20 protein-coding genes are annotated in these 17,752 nt (G+C 69.3%); 10 read left to right on the top strand and 10 right to left on the bottom strand.

The genetic code is table 11. The features are described 5' to 3' along the window. From VNO22_18415 to VNO22_18405, 3 genes are all read left to right on the top strand, one after another. Positions 1-1,021 (top strand): PP2C family protein-serine/threonine phosphatase (locus tag VNO22_18415; protein HXG63351.1); only part of this gene is annotated, 1,021 nt, incomplete at its 5' end. Then, complete coding sequence (locus VNO22_18410; protein ID HXG63350.1) at positions 1,011-1,370, top strand: hypothetical protein; 360 nt, start codon at positions 1,011-1,013, stop codon at positions 1,368-1,370. The genes VNO22_18415 and VNO22_18410, both read left to right, overlap by 11 nt. After that, a complete protein-coding gene (locus VNO22_18405; GenBank protein HXG63349.1) occupies positions 1,367-1,756 on the top strand; it encodes a hypothetical protein in 390 nt (129 codons plus the stop codon). The genes VNO22_18410 and VNO22_18405 overlap by 4 nt, the downstream gene beginning before the upstream one ends. Positions 1,757-1,856: 100 nt before the next feature. Here the strand turns inward: VNO22_18405 and VNO22_18400 are convergent, their stop codons facing one another. Together VNO22_18400 and VNO22_18395 are read right to left on the bottom strand one after the other, a co-directional pair. Continuing rightward, complete coding sequence (locus tag VNO22_18400; protein HXG63348.1) at positions 1,857-3,053, bottom strand: hypothetical protein; 1,197 nt, start codon at positions 3,051-3,053, stop codon at positions 1,857-1,859. Positions 3,054-3,103: 50 nt separating this feature from the next. Continuing rightward, complete coding sequence (locus VNO22_18395) at positions 3,104-3,802, bottom strand: hypothetical protein (GenBank protein ID HXG63347.1); 699 nt, start codon at positions 3,800-3,802, stop codon at positions 3,104-3,106. A gap of 58 nt (positions 3,803-3,860) precedes the next feature. Here VNO22_18395 and VNO22_18390 point away from each other — a divergent pair, with 58 nt between their 5' ends. The 3 genes from VNO22_18390 to VNO22_18380 all read left to right on the top strand — a co-directional run bounded on the left by VNO22_18390 (position 3,861) and on the right by VNO22_18380 (position 6,345). Beyond that, positions 3,861-5,555: a long-chain fatty acid--CoA ligase gene (locus VNO22_18390; GenBank protein HXG63346.1), complete on the top strand. Its 1,695-nt coding sequence runs from the start codon at positions 3,861-3,863 to the stop codon at positions 5,553-5,555. A 28-nt stretch (positions 5,556-5,583) separates the two neighbouring features. Further along, positions 5,584-5,880 carry a MarR family transcriptional regulator gene (locus VNO22_18385; GenBank protein HXG63345.1) on the top strand — a complete coding sequence of 99 codons (297 nt, stop codon included), beginning with the start codon at positions 5,584-5,586 and terminating at the stop codon, positions 5,878-5,880. 96 nt (positions 5,881-5,976) lie between these two features. Further along, positions 5,977-6,345, top strand: a complete 369-nt coding sequence (locus tag VNO22_18380) for a zinc-ribbon domain containing protein (protein ID HXG63344.1) — start codon at positions 5,977-5,979, stop codon at positions 6,343-6,345. A 19-nt stretch (positions 6,346-6,364) separates the two neighbouring features. Here VNO22_18380 and VNO22_18375 read toward each other — a convergent pair whose 3' ends face one another. After that, complete coding sequence (locus VNO22_18375; protein ID HXG63343.1) at positions 6,365-7,258, bottom strand: hypothetical protein; 894 nt, start codon at positions 7,256-7,258, stop codon at positions 6,365-6,367. A gap of 156 nt (positions 7,259-7,414) precedes the next feature. On the opposite strand from VNO22_18375, the gene VNO22_18370 reads away from it, so the two are divergent. Both VNO22_18370 and VNO22_18365 read left to right on the top strand, forming a co-directional pair. Further along, complete coding sequence (locus VNO22_18370) at positions 7,415-8,377, top strand: WD40 repeat domain-containing protein (protein ID HXG63342.1); 963 nt, start codon at positions 7,415-7,417, stop codon at positions 8,375-8,377. Between the two features lie 45 nt (positions 8,378-8,422). Beyond that, a complete protein-coding gene (locus VNO22_18365) occupies positions 8,423-9,211 on the top strand; it encodes an ATP-binding cassette domain-containing protein (protein ID HXG63341.1) in 789 nt (262 codons plus the stop codon). Positions 9,212-9,219: 8 nt separating this feature from the next. On the opposite strand, the gene VNO22_18360 is transcribed toward VNO22_18365, so the two are convergent. The 6 genes from VNO22_18360 to VNO22_18335 all read right to left on the bottom strand — a co-directional run bounded on the left by VNO22_18360 (position 9,220) and on the right by VNO22_18335 (position 14,130). Continuing rightward, positions 9,220-9,438, bottom strand: a complete 219-nt coding sequence (locus tag VNO22_18360) for a DUF2905 domain-containing protein (GenBank protein HXG63340.1) — start codon at positions 9,436-9,438, stop codon at positions 9,220-9,222. 19 nt (positions 9,439-9,457) lie between these two features. Next, a complete protein-coding gene (gene lon / locus VNO22_18355) occupies positions 9,458-11,836 on the bottom strand; it encodes an endopeptidase La (GenBank protein ID HXG63339.1) in 2,379 nt (792 codons plus the stop codon). Between the two features lie 156 nt (positions 11,837-11,992). Then, on the bottom strand, positions 11,993-12,337 hold the full coding sequence (locus VNO22_18350; protein HXG63338.1) for a hypothetical protein: 345 nt from the start codon (positions 12,335-12,337) through the stop codon (positions 11,993-11,995). 95 nt (positions 12,338-12,432) lie between these two features. Continuing rightward, the gene (locus VNO22_18345) at positions 12,433-12,933 is read right to left on the bottom strand and encodes an Hsp20/alpha crystallin family protein (protein ID HXG63337.1); all 501 of its coding nucleotides are present in this window, start codon (positions 12,931-12,933) and stop codon (positions 12,433-12,435) included. 320 nt (positions 12,934-13,253) lie between these two features. Beyond that, a complete protein-coding gene (locus VNO22_18340) occupies positions 13,254-13,652 on the bottom strand; it encodes an Hsp20/alpha crystallin family protein (GenBank protein ID HXG63336.1) in 399 nt (132 codons plus the stop codon). Between the two features lie 25 nt (positions 13,653-13,677). After that, positions 13,678-14,130, bottom strand: coding sequence for an Hsp20/alpha crystallin family protein (locus VNO22_18335; protein HXG63335.1), 453 nt, complete (start codon positions 14,128-14,130; stop codon positions 13,678-13,680). A gap of 385 nt (positions 14,131-14,515) precedes the next feature. Between VNO22_18335 and VNO22_18330 the strand changes: the two genes are divergently transcribed. Both VNO22_18330 and VNO22_18325 read left to right on the top strand, forming a co-directional pair. Continuing rightward, positions 14,516-15,643 (top strand): hypothetical protein, encoded by a 1,128-nt coding sequence (locus tag VNO22_18330; GenBank protein ID HXG63334.1) that lies wholly within the window; start codon positions 14,516-14,518, stop codon positions 15,641-15,643. Positions 15,644-15,691: 48 nt separating this feature from the next. Then, the gene (locus VNO22_18325; protein HXG63333.1) at positions 15,692-16,858 is read left to right on the top strand and encodes a serine hydrolase domain-containing protein; all 1,167 of its coding nucleotides are present in this window, start codon (positions 15,692-15,694) and stop codon (positions 16,856-16,858) included. 12 nt (positions 16,859-16,870) lie between these two features. On the opposite strand, the gene VNO22_18320 is transcribed toward VNO22_18325, so the two are convergent. Continuing rightward, positions 16,871-17,752: hypothetical protein (locus VNO22_18320; protein ID HXG63332.1), on the bottom strand; the 882-nt coding region annotated here is incomplete at its 5' end.

Raw genomic sequence — 17,752 nt, 5'->3', positions numbered from 1 at the left:
GCCGAACATGCCGATCCCGCCGCGCAACCGTCCGCCGCTCCGCCGGTCGTTCGGCAAAGAGGGGGAACTCCCCCGGAGACCCGCTCATACCCCGCCCTCCCTGCCCGCCATGAGCACCGGCGCCTCCTCCGTCTCGCTCCTGCGCCTCAAGGCCCAGAAACGCCTGGCCCTCCGGCAGCGCATGGGACTCCTCAAGAACAAGGCCGAAGGCGAGGACCTCAGCGAGGTCGAGCGCAAGATGCTGGAGCATGAACTCGCCATCGCCGAAGAGCTTCAGGCCAACCTCCTCCCCCGCAAGGTGCCTCAGATCCCCGGCTACGACATCTCCGCCTACTACCGTCCTTCCCGGGAAGTCGGCGGCGATTACTACGACTTCATCGAGATCGACCCCGATCACCTCGGCATCCTCGTCGCCGACGTCTCCGGCAAGGGCATCCCCGGATCGATCGTCATGACCGAGACGCGCGCCCTCGTGAAATCCGAGGCGGTCCGCACCCTCTCCCCCGCCGAAACCCTCATCCGCGTCAACCGCGTCCTCTACAACGACATCAAGCGCGGCATGTTCGTGACCGTCTTTTACATGATTCTCTCCCTTCAGAAGGCGGTCCTGTCGGTCGTCTCCGCCGGCCACAACCCGATGGTCCTCTGGCGCAAAGCCTCCAACACCTGCCACCTCGTCAACCCGAACGGGCTGGCCCTCGGCATCGACAAGGGCCCGCTCTTCGAAAAGACGCTCAAGGAGCAGAAGATCCAGCTTTTCAAGGGCGACCGGTTCACGCTCTACACCGACGGCGTAATCGAGGCCATGAACGAGCGGCACGAACAGTTCGGTCAGAACCGGTTCTATCTGCGCGTCAAGCAGCTCGCCGACAAGAGCTCGAGCGAGTTCCTGTCGCTCCTGGTCCAGGAAGTGGAGGCGCACCAGGGCTCGGCGCCCCAGCACGACGACATCACGGTCGTCACCGGCCGCACCGTCGCCGAGGAGGAGCCCGCCTCTCCCCCGTCGATCCTTGAAGGTTGATCCGCCGGAAGAGAAGTCCCCCGTTCTCGCCAGCCTCACGGCCCTCGTGGCCGCCGTGGCCGCCTGGGGCGGGCTCGGCATCCACACGCTTCTGTCCCGGCGCCGCTACCGGAAAGTCCTCGAGGAAACCGACCCCTCCTGGGCCACCGACCTCTTCCTCGAAACCCCCGGCGCCCTCTACGCCGCGGTTCTCCTGCTCCTCGTCACGGGACTCCTCGTCAAGGAATGCGCCATCGAGCGCAAGCGCGTGACCCTGCGCATCAACCTCGTGGCCCTGGGAGCGGCGCTTCTCCTCCTGGCGCTTTTCTTCGCCCGCGTCCAGATCCCCTTCGAACGGCTGCGGTCATGAAACGGATCCCCGGCCCCTGGTGGGTGTTCGTCCTCCTGGCTCTCGGCGCCGCCGCGGGCCTCTTCGCGGCCTTGTACTGGACCAGCCCCGCCAACGGCGTGCGCTGGTCCTTTACCCAGATCCACACCTCGCTCGTGCGCGGAAACCGCTCCGCCGCCGAAGCCCTCGTCGCCGACACGGTCCGCCAGGACGGCCGCGAGCTTCCCCGCCGCGAGTTCATGGAGGCCTACGTCCCCGACCGGCCCGCCCGCATCCACGCCGAACCCTGCCCCGCCGCTCCGGAACACTGGACCGTGCTCATGAACGCGAAGACCTACTGCTTCATCCGGGAAGGCCGCGCCTGGAAGCTCCACGCCCTCGGCCCCGCCCCCTGCGCGTGCCGATGACGGAGGCCCCCCGATGCCCCCCTGCGCCTTGCGCTCGCCGGCCCGCGCCCGAACCGCCTCTGCAAGGCGCGAGGGTCCGCCTCCGAGGTGACGGGTTCGTTCAGCGCCCCGCCCGGACGACGCCGAGCGTCCGCAGGTTCATCGCCGTCGCGTAGACGCGGCCGCCTTCCGAGCCCCACTTGTCCACGGGATCCCAGCTCCCCGCCAGGCATCCGTCGTAGTAGCGGCGCTGCCGCCCCGCCAAAAGCCGCTCCACCCGGCCCGACCACACCCCCCAGAGCTCGGGATCCCCGTACTCGGCCAGCGCGCGCGTCCCCGCGAACCACGCGGCGAAATCGACGCTCGAGGCGTCCTCCGTCCACACGGGCAGGCTCCCCGCCAGGCGCCGCGCCGCCGCCAGCGCCGCGAAGCTGTCGCGGTCGAGCCCCCGCTTCAGGCGCACCCAGAGCGCGCCGGCCGTCAGACCCTCGTTGGGCTCATACCGCCCGCCCGCCCCCTCCAGGCGCGCGGAACCGCCCCCCCGCACCGTGTAGGAGGTCCCGAAGTGCCGCTCGTCCGTCGCCCGGTCGAGGAACCGCACCGCTCCCTCCAGCGCGCGCGGATCCACCTCCACGCCCACCTCCGGCGCCCCGGCGGCCAGAAGCGCCGCCGCCACCCAGCCCGTGACGCTGGCGTCGTTGTCCCCGTCCCGCACGCCGTACCGCCACGCCAGGTCGGGATTCCGCGCCCGCTCCAGGAAACGCACGCCTCGCCCCGCATGGTGCTTGTAAATGCCCTCGCCCAGGATGTGATAGCCGCGCGCGAAGGCCAGAGTGGCCAGCGCCTGGCCGTACATGAACTTGCCCGCCCGCGGACCGAACGCTCCGTCTTCGTCCTGCCGCGCCGCCAGCCACGCCAGCGCCCGCCGCGCCGCCGGACGCACGCGCTCCACCGGAAGCCCCGACTCCATCAGCGCCCACGCCGCCAGCGCCGTCACTCCCACGTCGTGCTCGTCCGCCCCGCGCCCCAGGCAGACCTTGCCTTCGCACATCTGGGTGTAGGACCGCGCGCTCCAGGCGCCCTCGAAATACTGATGGCGCTCCAGCCAGTCGGCGGCCGCCTCGGCCGCGCGCGCGGCCAGGTCCGCCTCGTGCGCCACCTCCGAGCGCGGCTCGACCCACGCGCCCCGCGGGGACGGCCTCCCCGGGTCGGAAGGCGATCCCCGGGCCGTGCGCTCCAGGGGATGAAAAACGAACGCCCCGACGGCGGCCGCCGCCGCGGCGCTCCAAAAGAAAGGCCTGTACGACGTCCGACTCACCCCACGGCCTCCGCCTTTATCATAACGCGGTCCGGCCGCCGACCGGCGCCTCAGCGCGGAATTTCCAGAAGCGGACGGGCGTCGCCGCCCCACGCCTCCAGCTCCACCGTCCCCCGCGGGCCGCGATACCGCACGAGCCCTCCGCGCGGACCGGCCGCGTACACCGGCGGGACCTCGGGATGCCACAGCCACTCCTCCTCAACGATCCGCCCCTCGAGGTCCTCCGACCGAATCCGCTCCACGCGGGCTTCGAGCTCCCGGCCGCCCAGGCGGACGCGCTCCACGCCCTCCTCCCGTCCCGGCGCCCCTTCCGGCGGCGCGGGCGGAGGGCCCGCTCCGTCCCGCTGCGCCAGAGGCTGCGGCTCCACCGCCGATCGCGCTCCGTCGGGATCCACCTCGCCGTAGAACGCCCGCCGCACCGTCCCGTCCGGCGCCACCCTGCGGGCGCTCACCAGGCGCGGGCGTCCTTCATCGATCACCTCGATCCAGAGGTCCTCGCCTTCCCGGCCCACGACGGCGAAGGTCACCGTCCGGTGCGGCTCCCGATAGCGCGCCCACTGTCCCACCTCCAGGCGCTTGCGGTCCCCGTACGGATGCCGGTCCGGCGCGGCCGGCACGGCCAGCACGGGCCGCCGCAGCTCGGCCGGAACCTCCTCCACGCGGCTGCGCTCCCCCGATGGAAGGAGAAAGCATCCCCCAAACGAGGGCGCCAGGAGCAGCGCCGCCAGGACGCGCCGCACGCGACTCACGTTCTCATCGTAGGCGGCGGCCTTGATCGGGGCAACCGCTTTTGCAAGACTCAAAAGGATGAACGCCGAGACCCTGGACGCGGTGTACCGCGAAGGCATCCGGAACTTTCCGCGCCCCGACCGGTTTCTCCAGAAGACGGACGGCGCGTGGCGCGCCATTTCGACGGCGGAGTTCGACCGCCGCGTGCGCGCCTGCGCGGCGGCCCTGGCGGGCGCGGGGATCGGACCCGGCGACCGCGTGGCGATCCTCTCCTACAACCGCGTGGAGTGGGCCGTCGTGGACTGGGCCTGCCAGCTCCTCGGCGCGGCGGATGTGCCGATCTACACGACCCTTCCCGAGGAACCCGTAAACTACATCCTGCGGGACTCCGGCGCCCGGGCGGTCTTCGTGGAAAACGCGGAGCAGGCCGCCAAGGTGAAAGCGGGTCCGCCCGTCGTCAGCTTCGACCCCGCGCCCGGGGTCGAGCCCTTCGAAGCGTTCCTCGGCCGGGCCGCGGGAGACCCGCCGGAGGCCCGCGTGAGCCCCGAGGATCTGGCGACGCTCATTTACACGTCGGGCACGACGGGCGTGCCCAAAGGGGTGATGCTCACCCACCGCAACCTCGTCTCCAATCTCAAGGCGGCGTGCGCTCCGCTCGACCTCGGGCCCGGGGACGTGGCCCTGTCCTTCCTGCCGCTGTCGCACATCTTCGAGCGGATCCTCGACTACGCCTACTTCGCCCACGGCGCCCAGATCGCCTACGCGGAACACATCGACCGCGTGTCGGACAACCTCCTCGAGGTGCGGCCCACCGTCATGGGAGCGGTGCCGCGCTTCTACGAGAAGGTCTACGCCCGCATCCGGGAGGCCGTCGCGGCGCTTCCGCCCTGGAGGCGGCGGCTTTTCGAATGGGCTCGGCGGGTGGGGGCGGAGGAAGCGGCCCTCCGGCGGCGCGGCCGGCCCGTCCCCCTCGGCCTGCGCCTGAGGTTCGCGCTGGCGCGGCGGCTTGTACTGCGCAAATTCGCGGCGCGGGTCGGCGGCCGCATGCGCTACTTCATCTCCGGCGGGGCGCCGCTCCCGCCGGACGTCGCGGAATACCTCTTCTCGCTGGGATTCACGATCCTCGAGGGCTACGGGCTCACGGAGACCTCGCCCGTCCTCACGCTCAACCGCCCCGGCGATATCAAGCTCGGAACCGTCGGCAAGCCGCTCGACGGCGTGGAGATCCGGATCGCGCCGGACGGGGAGATCCTCGCGCGCGGGCCCAACATCATGAAGGGGTACCACAACAAGCCCGCGGAGACGGCCGAGGTCCTGCGGGACGGATGGTTCGCCACGGGCGACATCGGCGAGTTCGACGAGGAGGGATTCCTGAAAATCACGGACCGCAAGAAGGACCTCCTCAAGACCGCGGGCGGGAAATACGTGGCGCCGCAGCCGATCGAGAACCGCCTCAAGCTCCACCGCGCGATCCTGAACGCCGTGGTCGTGGGGGACCGCCGCAGGTTCCCGGCCGCCCTCATCGTCCCGGCTCCCGGCGCCACGCGCGAGGAGATCCAGGAGGCCGTGGACGAGGTGAACCGCAGCCTGGCGCCCTTCGAGAAGATCAAGAAGTTCGCGCTTCTGGACCGGGACTTCACGATCGAGGGGGGCGAGGTCACGCCCACCCTCAAGGTCCGGCGCCGCATCGTCGAGGAACGGCACCGCGCCGTGATCGACGCGCTCTACGCCGAAGAGCCGCCCGCGCCGCCCCGCCATGGGCTATATTCCTGACGGGTGCTTCCGGCCGGGGGGGTGAGCCATGTCTTCCGCGCTGACGACGATCCTCAAGGCTTTGGCCAACGTCAACCGCCGGCGGGTCTACCAGATCATCTGCCGCCGGGCCTCGGGGCGCGACCGGGGGATCACGATCGAGGAGATCTGCCGCGCGTCGGGGATGAAACAGCCGGCGGTGTCCCACTGCGTGGCGCACCTGGCCCGCGCCGGGCTGGTGCGGCGCACGAAGGCCCGCTGGTGGGTCCACTGCACGCCGTCCCGCGACGGCCTGGCGGCCCTGGCGAAATTCGTGCGCGACCCGGGCGCCTACCCCTCCGAGTAGGGCGCCTCAGATTTCCGTTGCCCCGCCCCCGCCCGATCCGTTCTAATCAGGGTCGGCGTTTTCTCCCGGTCGCCGGAATGGGGGATCCTGGTTTCCATGACCTACGTCGATAAGCAGCTCACCTGCAAGGATTGCGGGGAGTCCTTCGTCTTCTCCGCGGGCCAGCAGCAGCACCACGCGCAGCTCGGGTTGCGCAACGAGCCCAAACGGTGCCCCGTGTGCCGCCAGATGAACCGGATGCGCAACGAGGACCGCGGCCGCCGGCCCCGCCCGCCCCGCGCCCTCCGCGCCGCCGCCGGCGCGCCCGGCAACGCCGGCCCCCCGGGCGTCCCCGCGCGCTCCTTCGGCCCGCGCGAAACGTTCCAGGCCGTCTGCGCTCAGTGCGGCCGGCCCTGCGACCTGCCCTTCAAGCCCCGCGGCGACCGCCCGGTTTACTGCCGCTCCTGCTTCCGCGGCAAGCGGTAGGTCCTCCGCCCGGGGGCCGTCAGAACTGCCAGCTGGCCGAGAAGCCGACGAACGGGGAACTTTCGGTTTCCAGTTCCAGCCGGTTGCTCCCCGTTTCGTCCTCGAACGTGAACTCCTGCCAGACGTCGAGGCCCGCGTACAAAGAGACGCGCAGATTCCTCAGCGGCTGCCAGCGGACGCCGATGTCCCACAGCGCGCGCTGATCGTCGAGAATGCCGTTCGAGATCGGCCGGTCGCGGCGGAGCCGGATCCGGCGGCCCTGGTACCGGAGGCGCGATTCCACGCCGAACGCCCCGCCTTCGTCGAGAGCCAGCTCGAAGGCCAGCCCGTAGCCGGCCTTCGATTCGGTGCGCAGAAGCGCCGACTCGGAGATCTTCCACTCGACGTAAGGCAACGGGTAAATCCACTCATGATCCTCGATCCGGAACTGGACATGAAGCGCCAGTCCCAGCGTGAGATCGGGACCGAACCGGTGGAACGCGCCGATCCCCAGCGCCCCCGTCGCCGACTCGCGCATGTGGCCCTCTTCCTCGAACGCCCAGGCGACCGTGCCGTAGAGAACGCCGCTCCAGTGCGCGTCGAAGACGTGCGTGTAGCTGGGATCGATCCGGTAGGCGTCGACCTCCTCGGCGAACTCTTCCGGAGCGCCGGGCAGAAGCGTCTTCAGGTTCGTGAAGTCGTACTCGAGAGCCTCCCCCGCGACCGAAAGCCGAAAGAGGTCCTGCGGCCCGGCCATCCGGAAAACTTCGATCGACACCTTGTATCGGGCCACCGAAACGGAGGCGTCCGTCCCCTCCAGATCGCTTTCGAAGTGAAAGTCGTCGTCCGTCAGGACCGTCACTCGGGTCGCGGACGCGGGTGAAGCCTTCTCCTGGACGGCGAGCGTCAGGACGGCGGCGAGCCAAGCGAGCATCCGTTCCCTCCCGGAAGGGAATTCTACCGGCTCACCCCTTCCCCGTTAAGTCCCGAGGCGGCCCCCCACCTCGCCGCCCGCGGCCGAGAAAGACCGCAAAACCGCCGTCCTTTAAGGTAAAGTTCTGAAGGGCCCTCCGGGCCCCGGATGTCGCCCATGCTCGCGGCCCTCATCGCCGGTCTTCTGGCGGCCCCGGCGGCGGACGCGTCGGCCGTCGAACGGATCGCGCGCCTGGAGCCGGACCGCCTCCGGCGCGCGGCCTCGATCGAAGGCCACGGCGCCCCGCTCGGAGCGTTCGCCCTCGTCGCCCGAGCCCGCCTCCTGGCCACCGGAGGCGCCGACGGAAACGTGAAAATCTGGACCCTCGCTCAGCCCCGCCCGGTCGCGGAGCTCGCCGGCCACTGCGGCAAGGTCGTCTCCCTCAGCTTCTCCCCGGACGGGCGCCTCCTGGCCTCGGGCTCGGTGGACAAGTCGGTCAAAATCTGGGACATCGCACGGGGCCTGGAACGGGAAACCCTGCCCGCGTTCGGAATCACCCATGTCCCCGTCCGCTTCAGCCCGGACGGAAAACGGCTGGCCTGGCGGCGCCTCCGAAACGGAGTGGGCCTCCGCGATGCGGCCGGCGGATCCGTGCTTCTTCTGGGAGGTCACGAGGGAGATATCCTCTCGGTGGCCTGGTCGCCGGACGGCTCCCGCGTGGCCGTCACGACCAACCGCGGCGAACTCCGGATCTGGAACGCGGCCACCGGCGCGGAGCTTGCGGCGGCGCGGCCGGGACACCTGGTGATGTCGGCGGCCTGGAGCCCCGACGGAAAAACGCTCCTGACGGCCGACACGGCCGGACGGCTTTGGGTCTGGCGGGCGGCGGATCTTTCCGTCCTGACCGTCCGCACCCGGCCCGATCCTCTCGGGTGGGCGGAGTTCTCGCCCGACGGCCGCTGGGCCGCCGCGGGCGACGCCGCCGGCGGCCTGTCCTTCTGGGACGCGCGCGACGGGCGCGAGGTCCGCACGCTGTCCGCCCACGAAGGCGAAATCAAGCAGGTGGGATTTTCGCCCTGCGGACGTTTCGTCGCCACGGCGTCCGAGGACGGCGCGCTCCGGCTCTGGTCGGATCGGTGAGGCCGGGCTCGACGGGACGCGCGGCCCCGGATATGATCCCCGGCGATGGCGAACTCCGTGCCGCTTCTTTCCTTCCGGAACGTCTCGCTCCTGCGGGGCGGCCGAAGGGTTCTCGACCGCCTCACCCTCGACATCGGCGCGCGCGAGAACGTCGCGATCCTGGGCCCCAACGGTTCCGGCAAGTCCTCCCTCGTCAAGCTGCTGACGCGCGAACTTTACCCGGCGGCCGTCGGAACGCCCGCCGAGGTCCGGATCCTCGGCCGCGACCGCTGGGAGCTTTTCGAGCTGCGCCGGCGCCTGGGCATCGTCACGGCGGATCTCCAGGGGGAGTTCGCGCGTCCGATCCGCGCGCTCGAGGCGGTGCTCTCGGGTTTCTACAGCTCCGTGGGGCTGTGGCGGAACCATCCGGTGACGCCCGCCCGGGAGCGGCGGGCGCGCGCGGCGCTGGCCCGCCTCGGGGCGGCCCACCTGGCCGGCCGCTTCATGGATGAGCTGTCCTCCGGCGAAGCCCGCCGGGTTCTGATCGCCCGGGCGCTCGTGCACGGGCCGCGCGCGCTCGTCCTGGACGAGCCGGCCGCCAGCCTCGACCTTCGCGCGCAGCGGGAGCTCCGCCGCGCGCTGCGGCGGCTGGCGCGGACGGGAACCCACGTCGTCCTCGTCACGCACGCGCTCGAGGATCTCTTTCCCGAGATCGGACGGGTGGTGCTCCTCAAGGACGGGCGCGTCTTCCGGGACGGCCCTCCCGGGCGCGTCCTCACGGAAGAAAACCTCTCCGCGCTCTACGGAGCGCGGGTCCGGGTGGAGCGCGAGAACGGAACCTGGCGCGCGTTCTGACGGCCCGCCTATCGGCGCTGGAACCAGTTCCAGAGCCAGAGCGCCAGCGTGAGGATCAGCGAAAGCACCAGGCAGGTCACGATGGGGAAGTAAACGCGGAGATTTCCCGACTCGAAGCGCAGGTCGCCGGGAAGCCCCCGGAATCCCGAGCGCTCGAGAAGCCAGATTCCCAGCCCGACGAGAACGAGGAGCAGCCCCGCCACGACGAGCATCCGTCCCGCGTCCATCGTCTCCTCCGAAGATCCGTCAGGCCACCTTTCCGCGCCGGATCGGAACCTCCGCGCGCCCGCCGGCCGGTTCGGCCGCCAGGACCTCGGCCAGGACCTCCTCGATCCGGTCCACGGGAACGAACGTCATTTCGGCCCGCACCTCGCCGGGAAGCTCCTCGAGGTCCGGCTGGTTCTGCCGCGGCAGGAGCACCCGCCGCAGGCCGGCGCGCCGCGCCGCCAGCACCTTCTCCTTGACGCCTCCCACGGGAAGGACGAGCCCCGTCAAGGTGATTTCTCCCGTCATCGCCGTATCGTGCCGGCACGGACGCCCCGTGTAAAGCGACGCAAGCGCCGCCGCAATGGTGACGCCCGCGGAAGGGCCGTCCTTCGGGATCGCCCCCGCCGGAACGTGCACGTGAACGCCCGCGTTGCGGAAGAGCGCGCGGTCGATCCCCAGCCGGTCCGCCTGGGCCTGCACGAAACTCCAGGCGGCCCGCGCCGACTCCTGCATGACGGGCCCCACTTGGCCGGTGACGAGGAGATCCTTCCGGTCCGGAAGCCGGACGGCTTCGACGTAGAGGACCTCGCCGCCCGTTTCCGTCCAGGCCAGGCCCGGGGCCACGCCGGCAGGAAGCTCCCGGCGGATCTCCTCGGGGAAGACGCTTTCGCGGCCCAGAAGGGCGCGCACCTCGGGAACGCCGAGCGGTCGCGACGGCCGCGAGGGGTCTTCCACCACTTCGCGGGCGATTTTCCGCGCGAGCCGCCCGATCGTCCGTTCGAGCTGCCTCACTCCCGCTTCCCGGGTGTAGCGGGACACGAGGTAACGCAGCGCCTCGTCCGTCAGGTTCAGGCGTTCGGGAGGAAGGCCGGCTTCCCGGATCTGGCGCGCGATCAGGTACCGGCGGGCGATTTCGAGCTTCTCCTCCTCGCTGTAGCCGGACAGGCGGAGCACCTCCATGCGGTCCAGGAGCGGAGCCGGAATGGTATCCGTGCGATTGGCCGTCGTGATGAAGAAGACCTGCGAAAGATCGAACGGCAGGTCCAGGTAATTATCCCGGAACGCGACGTTCTGGGCCGGGTCCAGAATTTCGAGCAGCGCCGCCGCGGGATCCCCGCGGAAATCCTGCCCGAGCTTGTCCACTTCGTCGAGCATGAGGACGGGATTGCGCACGCCGGCCCGCCGGAGCGCCTGCAGGATGCGCCCGGGCATGGCGCCGATGTAGGTGCGCCGGTGCCCCCGGAGCTCCGCCTCGTCGTGAAGTCCCCCAAGGCTGGTCCGTTCGAACGTGCGCCCGAGCGCCCGCGCGATCGACTGGCCGAGCGAAGTCTTGCCGACCCCCGGGGGACCCACGAAGCAAAGAATCGGAGCCCGAGCGCCGGGGTTGAGCTGAAGGACCGCCAGGTGTTCCAGGATCCGGTCCTTCACGTCCTTGAGGTCGAAATGGTCCTCGTCGAGCACCTGCCGGGCCCGGGCCAAGTCGACGCGGCTTTCGCTCCGGCGGTTCCAGGGCAGGTCGAGGACGAAGTCGAGATAGGAGCGCAGGACGTGGTACTCGGCGGCCGCGGCCGGAAGCCGCTCCAGGCGCGAGAACTCGCGCTCCACTTCGCGGCGGACCTCCTCGGGAAGCCCGGCCTTGGCCAGCCGTTCCCGGAGAAGCGCAAGCTCCGCTTCCTCGGGGCTTTTCTCGCCCAACTCCTCGCGGATGGCCTTGAGCTGCTGGCGCAGGAGATATTCCCGCTGTTCGCGGTTGATCTCGGTCTGGGCGTGGCGGGCGATCTCGTGGCGGACCTCGAGGATCTGGACTTCGCGGGAAAGGTACTCGTGGAGAAGCCGCAGGGCCTCGCCGAAGGTTCGAGCCTCCAGAAGGGCCTGCTCCTTGGCCGGCTCGAGGTTGAGAATCGAGGCCAGACCGTAGACCAGTCGGGCGGGCTCCGTGGCTCCCTGGAAGAGCGCCGCCACCCCGGCGGCCGCTTCCGCGTTGACGAAGCTGAGGGCCTTGCGCGCCAGGTCGAGCACTTCGCGCCGCAGAGCTTCGGTTTCGACCGTGGGATCGGCCGGGAGGGGGAACGCCCGCACCTTGGCGCGGAAGAAACGCTCCTCCTTGAGTTCTTCCACGATCTGCACGCGATCCAACCCCTGGACGAGCACCTCCAGGACCCCTTGGGGATTGCGACCGACCTTGCGCAACACGGCCCGGGTGCCCACGCGGTAGAGATCCTCCCACCGCGGCTCGTCCTGGGTTCCGTCCCGCTGAGCCACGACGATAAGTTCGTTGTCGCTCTTCGAGGCCGCTGTTTCGACGGCGGCCACGGAGCGGTCCCGCCCCACCGAAAGAGGAAGGACGGCGAAGGGGAAAAGCACGGTGTTCCGAAGCGGAAGCACCGGAAGGGTCCATATCTTCTCGCGTTGAGTCATGGCTCCGGTCTTCGGCGGTGCAAACGCGATGCCAACGGATTCGCGCCGGCGACGGCACAACCGACTGAGCGCCAGCCCGTTCGTCTCCGGATCCTTCCCATCCTCTTCGCCTCTGCCAACGTGACATGAGACTGAGCCTCGGAAGCGGTCGCGCGTTTACGCGGCCCCGGCGAGGTACCGGCGGGTTCCGACCGGCCTGGGCTGTCGGAGCGACGTGAGGCCGCGCTTCGGATCGGGGTCTCCTTTGCGCGGAACGCGCGAAAGGTCCGTTTCCCGCAGGCGGGCCGGAAGCTCCGCCAACCAGGCCTCGAAGGCCGCCCCTCCCGGGGGACGAAGAAGAATCCGTCCGTCCGGCATCGACAGAATTTTTCCCTCGGAGGCGGTCTTGAGAGGCAGGATGAAGCCGTCGCGGTCGAAGCCCAGCGCGTCGACCACGCAGTAGATCCGTTCGGCCTCAAGGTCGGTCAGAAGCTCTTCGCCGTCGCGGTACGCCAGGGGCATCCGACACCTCCCGCAGAGGACGCGTCCACCGGGCGCCGGCCTTGGAACCGGCGCCCCGTGGACCGTAAGGAGGGGAGGACGACGACGGGAACGCGCTACTTGGCGGTTATCGCGATCTTCCGGGGCGCCGCCGTCTTGGACTTGGCGACACGGACGGTCAGGACGCCGTTGGAGTACTCCGCCTGCACCTTGTCGGCGTCCACGCCCTCCGGCAGGGCGACGCTCCGCCGGAAGGAGCCGTAGGAGCACTCCGAGCGATAGAAGTTCTTTCCCTTCTCCTCCGAGACGTCCTTCTTCTCGCCCGCGATCGTCAAGAGATTGCCCGAGACGGTGACTTCGACGTCCTTGGGATCGACGCCGGGGATCTCCGCGCGGACGGTGACTTCCTTTTCGCCGTCGATCACGTCCAGCGCGGGATTCCAGCCCCAGGACGACGCCCAGGACGTCTCGTCGAAGACGCTCCAGGGATCGCGGAAGAACCGCTCGAAGAGGCGGTCCATCTCGGCCCGGAAGCGGCTCAAGGCGGAGGCGCCGTCGCCGCCCCGGAGAAGGCCGCCGTTCCTCCCGCTCTTCTTCTTGAAGGGAACCAGCTTCATCGGCCCTCACCTCCTTGAAAAGCGAACGAATTTTTCTTCGGGCGAAAAAACCGGCGCGGCGCGGGCGGGCCGACGACCGGCAGGGCGGTGCTCCGCCGGGGCGTCGACCGCAGCCGCGGTCACGGACGCGCGCACGGGTCGCGGCGTCCGCCCGGGCCGCCCGTGAGGGATAAGCGTCCCGATCCGGATCGGGAGGCCTGCCGCCGCGTGAGGCGGACCCCTCACCCGCCTTCCGGGCCAACGGCACGGGACGGGTTTGCGGGGTTCCTCCCGGTCGGTCGGAATCCCCGGAACCGGAAGCCGATTCACGTCCGCAATCTCTACTTCGCGGTCACGGAGATCTTCCGAGGACGCGCGGCCTCCACCTTCGGCAAGTGGAGCACGAGCACGCCGTCGGAATACTCCGCGGAGATTCGCTCGGGGTCGATCCCCTCGCCGACATCGAACGTCCGGCGATAGTCGCCGACGCCGTACTCCCGAATCAGGTACGCCGTGCCCTCGGGCTGGCGGGCCGCCACCTTCCCGTGGATCATAAGCGTGCCCTGATCCAGGCGCACGTCGATGTCCTTGGGATCGACGCCCGGCATGTCCGCGGTGAGGATGTATTCCGCCTCGTTCTCCAGGATGTCCACCCGAGGCTCGAAGGTGAGGCCTTCGTAAGCGGACTCCGGACGACCGAGGTCGGTGCCGAGCCCCCTACGAATGAGCTCCATCATCATGCTTCCTCACCTCCTTTCCTCCGAATTACTTCTTCTCGATCCGCTTCACCTCGACCTTGCGGGCGCGGGCCGCTTCGGCCTTGGGAAGCGTGATGGTCAGCACGCCGTTGTGGAAGGACGCCTGAACGCGGTCGGACGCGATCGGCGAGGGCAGCCGGATCGTCCGCACGAACTTCCCGAACCCCCGCTCGCGCCGATGCCAGGTCACGCCTTCCTTTTCCTCCCAACGGCGCTCGCCGCGTAGGCAAAGCTCATCCCCGAGCACGGTCAACTCGAGATCCTCCGGCTTAAGGCCGGGCAGCTCCGCCTCCACATAGAGGTTGTCGCCGTCCTCCCAGAGATTCAGGGCCGGATACTCCACACGATCCTCCCAGAACCACGCCCCGAACCTCGGGAAGCTTTCCCACGTCTCCCGGAAGAGCCGATCCACCTCGTCCTCGAACCGGCTCAACCGAGTCGGAGCCAAAGTCCCGAACATTCCGCGTCACCTCCTTTCGTTCTCTCCCGGACCGTCTCGCAGACGACCCGATTCAACCTTGCGCTTATGCAAAATGCAAATTACATGCCAAACACGAAACGATTTTAATTTACAAGCTGTTGTAATACAAAAACTTATAATATTTATCTTCATATAACCCATGTTCCTGCCATTCTGACATGAGGCCGCTATTTTGGAAGGGCTCTCGCCGGAGCCGGATGCTCCGCTCCCGGCATCGGCGCCATCTCTGTCGAGCTTCCCCAGGCGGAGGGGAGCCCCCCAATCGAAAGCGGATGCATCTTGCATGCTTCATACCCATCGTCTACAATTTCTGAGGGGCGGGATCCCACCCTTGGGCTCGTGTTGTTGGGGAGGCGAAAGAGCCATGGGAGGATTCCGGATCGCTGTAGGCGCGCTTCCTTTTGTCCTTGCCGCGGCGGCCGCCGAAGCGCAGACGATCGATCATTCCGGCGGGTTCGCCTCGACCTCCGACATGCAACTGAACGGAAACGCCGCCACGGCGTCTTCCGGGGGGCTGACGGTCCTGCGGCTGACCCCGGCCGTCAACGGCCAAACCGGAAGCGCGTTCAGCACGTCCCAAGTCAACGTCCAAGCCTTCGCCACGACCTTTACGTTCCAGTTCACCCCCGGCAGCAACCCCATGGCGGACGGAATCTGCTTCGTCCTCCAGCGCCAGGGAGCGGCCGCCCTGGGAGGCGGCGGAGGCAACCTCGGCTATCAGGGAATCCCCACCAGCGTCGCGATCGCTTTCGATATCTACCCGAACGGCGGCAGCTACACCGGAATCTTCACCAACGGCGCCGCCCCTCAAGCCGAAAATCAAACGACCCTTACCCTCAACTTCCACAACGGCAACATCTTCCGGGCCCGGCTCGTCTACGACGGAACGACCCTCCAGGTCACGATTACCGATACCGGCAGCAACACGTCGCAAACGCAGAACTACACGATCGACATCCCCTCGACGATCGGCGGGAATACCGCCCACGTCGGCTTCACCGGCGCCACCGGCGGCCTCAACGCCATCCAGGACATCCGCACCTGGACCTTCAGCACGCGGCCCAACGCGCCCACCAACCTCGACGCCGCCGGAGGACCCACGTGCATTCTTCTGACCTGGAACGCTTCCACCGGCGCTCAGAGCTACACCGTTTACCGCTCCACCACCGGAGCCCCCGGCTCGTTCACCGCCCTGGCCTCCAACGTCACCTCCACCTCGTACTCCGACTGCACGGCGACCGCCGGACAGACGTACTTCTACCTCGTCCGCGCGGTCTCTCTGGACGGGCAGGAAAGCCCCGATTCCAATATCGACTCCGCAAGCCGGACCGCCTCCGGAGGCGGCTCCTCCGTCAAGGAACACGAGGAAGGCCTCATTGACGGACACTGCGAATGCGGAAGCTCCATCTCCGCGCCGGCCGTCGCGCCGCCCGCTTTCCTCGCCGCCGTCCTGGCGACGGCCCTGGCCGCGTTCCGGCGCCGAAACCGCTGAAGCGCCGAACCGTTGTTCCCGAAGCGGCGGGAAGCTAAGCTCGGAGCCATGAACCCTCCGCTCCTTCGACGCCTCGCGTGCCTGATCGCGGCGGCGCTGGCGTCCTGCGCGACCCCCTCGCCCGGCGTCGATTCCGAAAAGCTCGCCCTTCTCCGGCCCCGCCTCCAGGAATTCGTCGATCGCGGCGAAGTCGCGGGCCTCGTCGCCGCCGTCGGGCGCCGCGGAACGGTCGTCTTCCTCGAAGCCCTGGGCTGGCGCGACCTCGAAGCGCGCGACCCCATGCGCCCCGATACGATCTTCCGCATCGCTTCCATGACCAAACCCGTCGTCGCCGTCGCCGTCCTCATGCTCGAGGACGAAGGCAAGCTTTCGATCGAGGATCCCGTCGCGCGTTTTGTCCCCGAATTCGGCCGGCTCCAGACTCCCAAGCCGATCTCCCTGCGCCACCTCCTCACCCACACCTCGGGGATTCCGGGGGCTCCGCCCAAGGAAATGGGCGACCTCTACGCCAAACGAAACCGTACCCTCGCCGAAGCCGTCCCTCACTTCGCCCGCCCTCCGGCCTTCGAACCCGGCACGAAGTGGGCGTACTGCAACACCGGGATCGACGTCCTCGGGCGCGTCGTCGAAGTCGCCTCCGGAAAACGCTTCGAGGAATTCCTCGAGGAACGCCTTTTTCGGCCCCTGGGCATGAAGGACACGTTCTTCTACCCCACGCCGGAACGCGCCCCCCGCATCGCCCGCCTCTACCGCCGGGATGCCGACCGCCTGACCCCCGTGGAGCCCTTCCTGGGCGACGCGCCCCAGGGGCAATATCCCCTTCCCGCCGGAGGCCTCTACTCGACCGCCCCCGACCTGGCGCGTTTCTATCAGATGATGCTCGACCGGGGCGTCGCGGGCGGCCGCCGGTTCCTCAGCGAACGGGCCGTCGCCCGGATGACCGCCGACCAGCTTGGAGGCATGGCCGCGGGCTTCACTCCCGGCATGGGCATGGGGCTCGGATGGCAGGTGGTCCGCGAACCTCAGGGGGTCACCGCCGCGCTCTCCCCCGGAAGCTACGGACACGGCGGCGCCTTCGGCACGCAGGGATGGATCGATCCCCGGCGCGAGGCGTACTACATCCTCCTCGTCCAGCGCTCCAACTTCCCCAACGCCGACCGCTCGGACCTGCGGCGCGTCCTCCAGGACACCGCCACAGCCGCCTTCCGGGACTGACCGGCCCCTCCTTCAGCGGCCGAGAAACACCCACATGAGCGCCGCGAGCGTCGCCCCGATGAGCGCGATCGGCCCCCAGATGTTCTCCACCGGATTGTCGTAGTAGAGAAACCCGAAGAGATAGTCCCGCAGCGACAGCCGCCGCCCGTCCGGCCGCCGTTCGTAGTCCTCCCGCCGCGCGTTCCGCGCCGCCCGAAGAAGCGCCCCCGCCAGCCACACCGCCAGCGGCACGCCCACCATCACCGCGCTCGACAGCCGGAAGAACTTCGCCGGATGGAAGTCCCCGGGCGGAACCATGCCCGACGTTTTGAAGTACGCGATCCCGAAAAGCGTCAGGAAAACCGTGGTGAAGAACATGACGTAGAGATAGCCGAACGCCCCTCGGACGGTCCGCTCGAGGTCCCGCGCCAGATCGCGCCGAAGCTGATGGGCGTTCTCGCCCAGCGAGCGGATCGACGCCTGAATCTCGCCCGCCGCCCGCTCCAGCCGCTGGGTCAGGACCTGCGTCCGGTACCCCGCCGCGCGCAGCCAGTCGGCCGGCGACAGCGTCCCCGGATCCGGAATCAGGATCCCCTCCCCTTCGAGATCCCGCCGCCGGCACTCCCCGCAGACCCGTCCGGCCGCGCCCGTATCCAGGCGTTCCACGCGCGACCCGCAGCCCTCGTGGAGCCCCACCCAGCAGATCAGGCACGCCTCCTCGGGCCGCGCGATCGGACGGCCGCACTCGCGGCACTCCCGCCCCAGCGACTCGACCAGCCGCTCCAGCCCCGCCACCTTCTCCTCCGGCAGCGGAAAGTATTTCGCCCGAAGCGCCCCCACCGCCGCCACCGTCAGAAGGCACCGCTCGACGTTCGGCCCCTGCAGCGCATACGCCGCCCGCCCCACCCCCACCAG

The organism is Planctomycetota bacterium (genome assembly GCA_035574235.1).
GTDB lineage: Bacteria > Planctomycetota > MHYJ01 > MHYJ01 > JACPRB01 > DATLZA01.
The sequence above is the reverse complement of the archived record's forward strand: the minus strand, read 5'-3'. Positions and strand labels throughout refer to the sequence as shown.

What these genes read in the sequence shown, in the direction of transcription:
- VNO22_18360 (HXG63340.1), bottom strand. Translation starts at nt 9,438, where the DNA reads ATGGACGCGGGACGGATGCTCGTCGTGGCGGGGCTGCTCCTCGTTCTC.
- VNO22_18325 (HXG63333.1), top strand. Translation starts at nt 15,692, where the DNA reads ATGAACCCTCCGCTCCTTCGACGCCTCGCGTGCCTGATCGCGGCGGCG.
- VNO22_18385 (HXG63345.1), top strand. Translation starts at nt 5,584, where the DNA reads ATGTCTTCCGCGCTGACGACGATCCTCAAGGCTTTGGCCAACGTCAAC.
- VNO22_18345 (HXG63337.1), bottom strand. Translation starts at nt 12,933, where the DNA reads ATGAAGCTGGTTCCCTTCAAGAAGAAGAGCGGGAGGAACGGCGGCCTT.
- VNO22_18405 (HXG63349.1), top strand. Translation starts at nt 1,367, where the DNA reads ATGAAACGGATCCCCGGCCCCTGGTGGGTGTTCGTCCTCCTGGCTCTC.
- VNO22_18335 (HXG63335.1), bottom strand. Translation starts at nt 14,130, where the DNA reads ATGTTCGGGACTTTGGCTCCGACTCGGTTGAGCCGGTTCGAGGACGAG.
- VNO22_18350 (HXG63338.1), bottom strand. Translation starts at nt 12,337, where the DNA reads ATGCCCCTGGCGTACCGCGACGGCGAAGAGCTTCTGACCGACCTTGAG.
- VNO22_18330 (HXG63334.1), top strand. Translation starts at nt 14,516, where the DNA reads ATGGGAGGATTCCGGATCGCTGTAGGCGCGCTTCCTTTTGTCCTTGCC.
- lon (HXG63339.1), bottom strand. Translation starts at nt 11,836, where the DNA reads ATGACTCAACGCGAGAAGATATGGACCCTTCCGGTGCTTCCGCTTCGG.
- VNO22_18380 (HXG63344.1), top strand. Translation starts at nt 5,977, where the DNA reads ATGACCTACGTCGATAAGCAGCTCACCTGCAAGGATTGCGGGGAGTCC.
- VNO22_18375 (HXG63343.1), bottom strand. Translation starts at nt 7,258, where the DNA reads ATGCTCGCTTGGCTCGCCGCCGTCCTGACGCTCGCCGTCCAGGAGAAG.
- VNO22_18365 (HXG63341.1), top strand. Translation starts at nt 8,423, where the DNA reads ATGGCGAACTCCGTGCCGCTTCTTTCCTTCCGGAACGTCTCGCTCCTG.
- VNO22_18390 (HXG63346.1), top strand. Translation starts at nt 3,861, where the DNA reads ATGAACGCCGAGACCCTGGACGCGGTGTACCGCGAAGGCATCCGGAAC.
- VNO22_18370 (HXG63342.1), top strand. Translation starts at nt 7,415, where the DNA reads ATGCTCGCGGCCCTCATCGCCGGTCTTCTGGCGGCCCCGGCGGCGGAC.
- VNO22_18340 (HXG63336.1), bottom strand. Translation starts at nt 13,652, where the DNA reads ATGATGATGGAGCTCATTCGTAGGGGGCTCGGCACCGACCTCGGTCGT.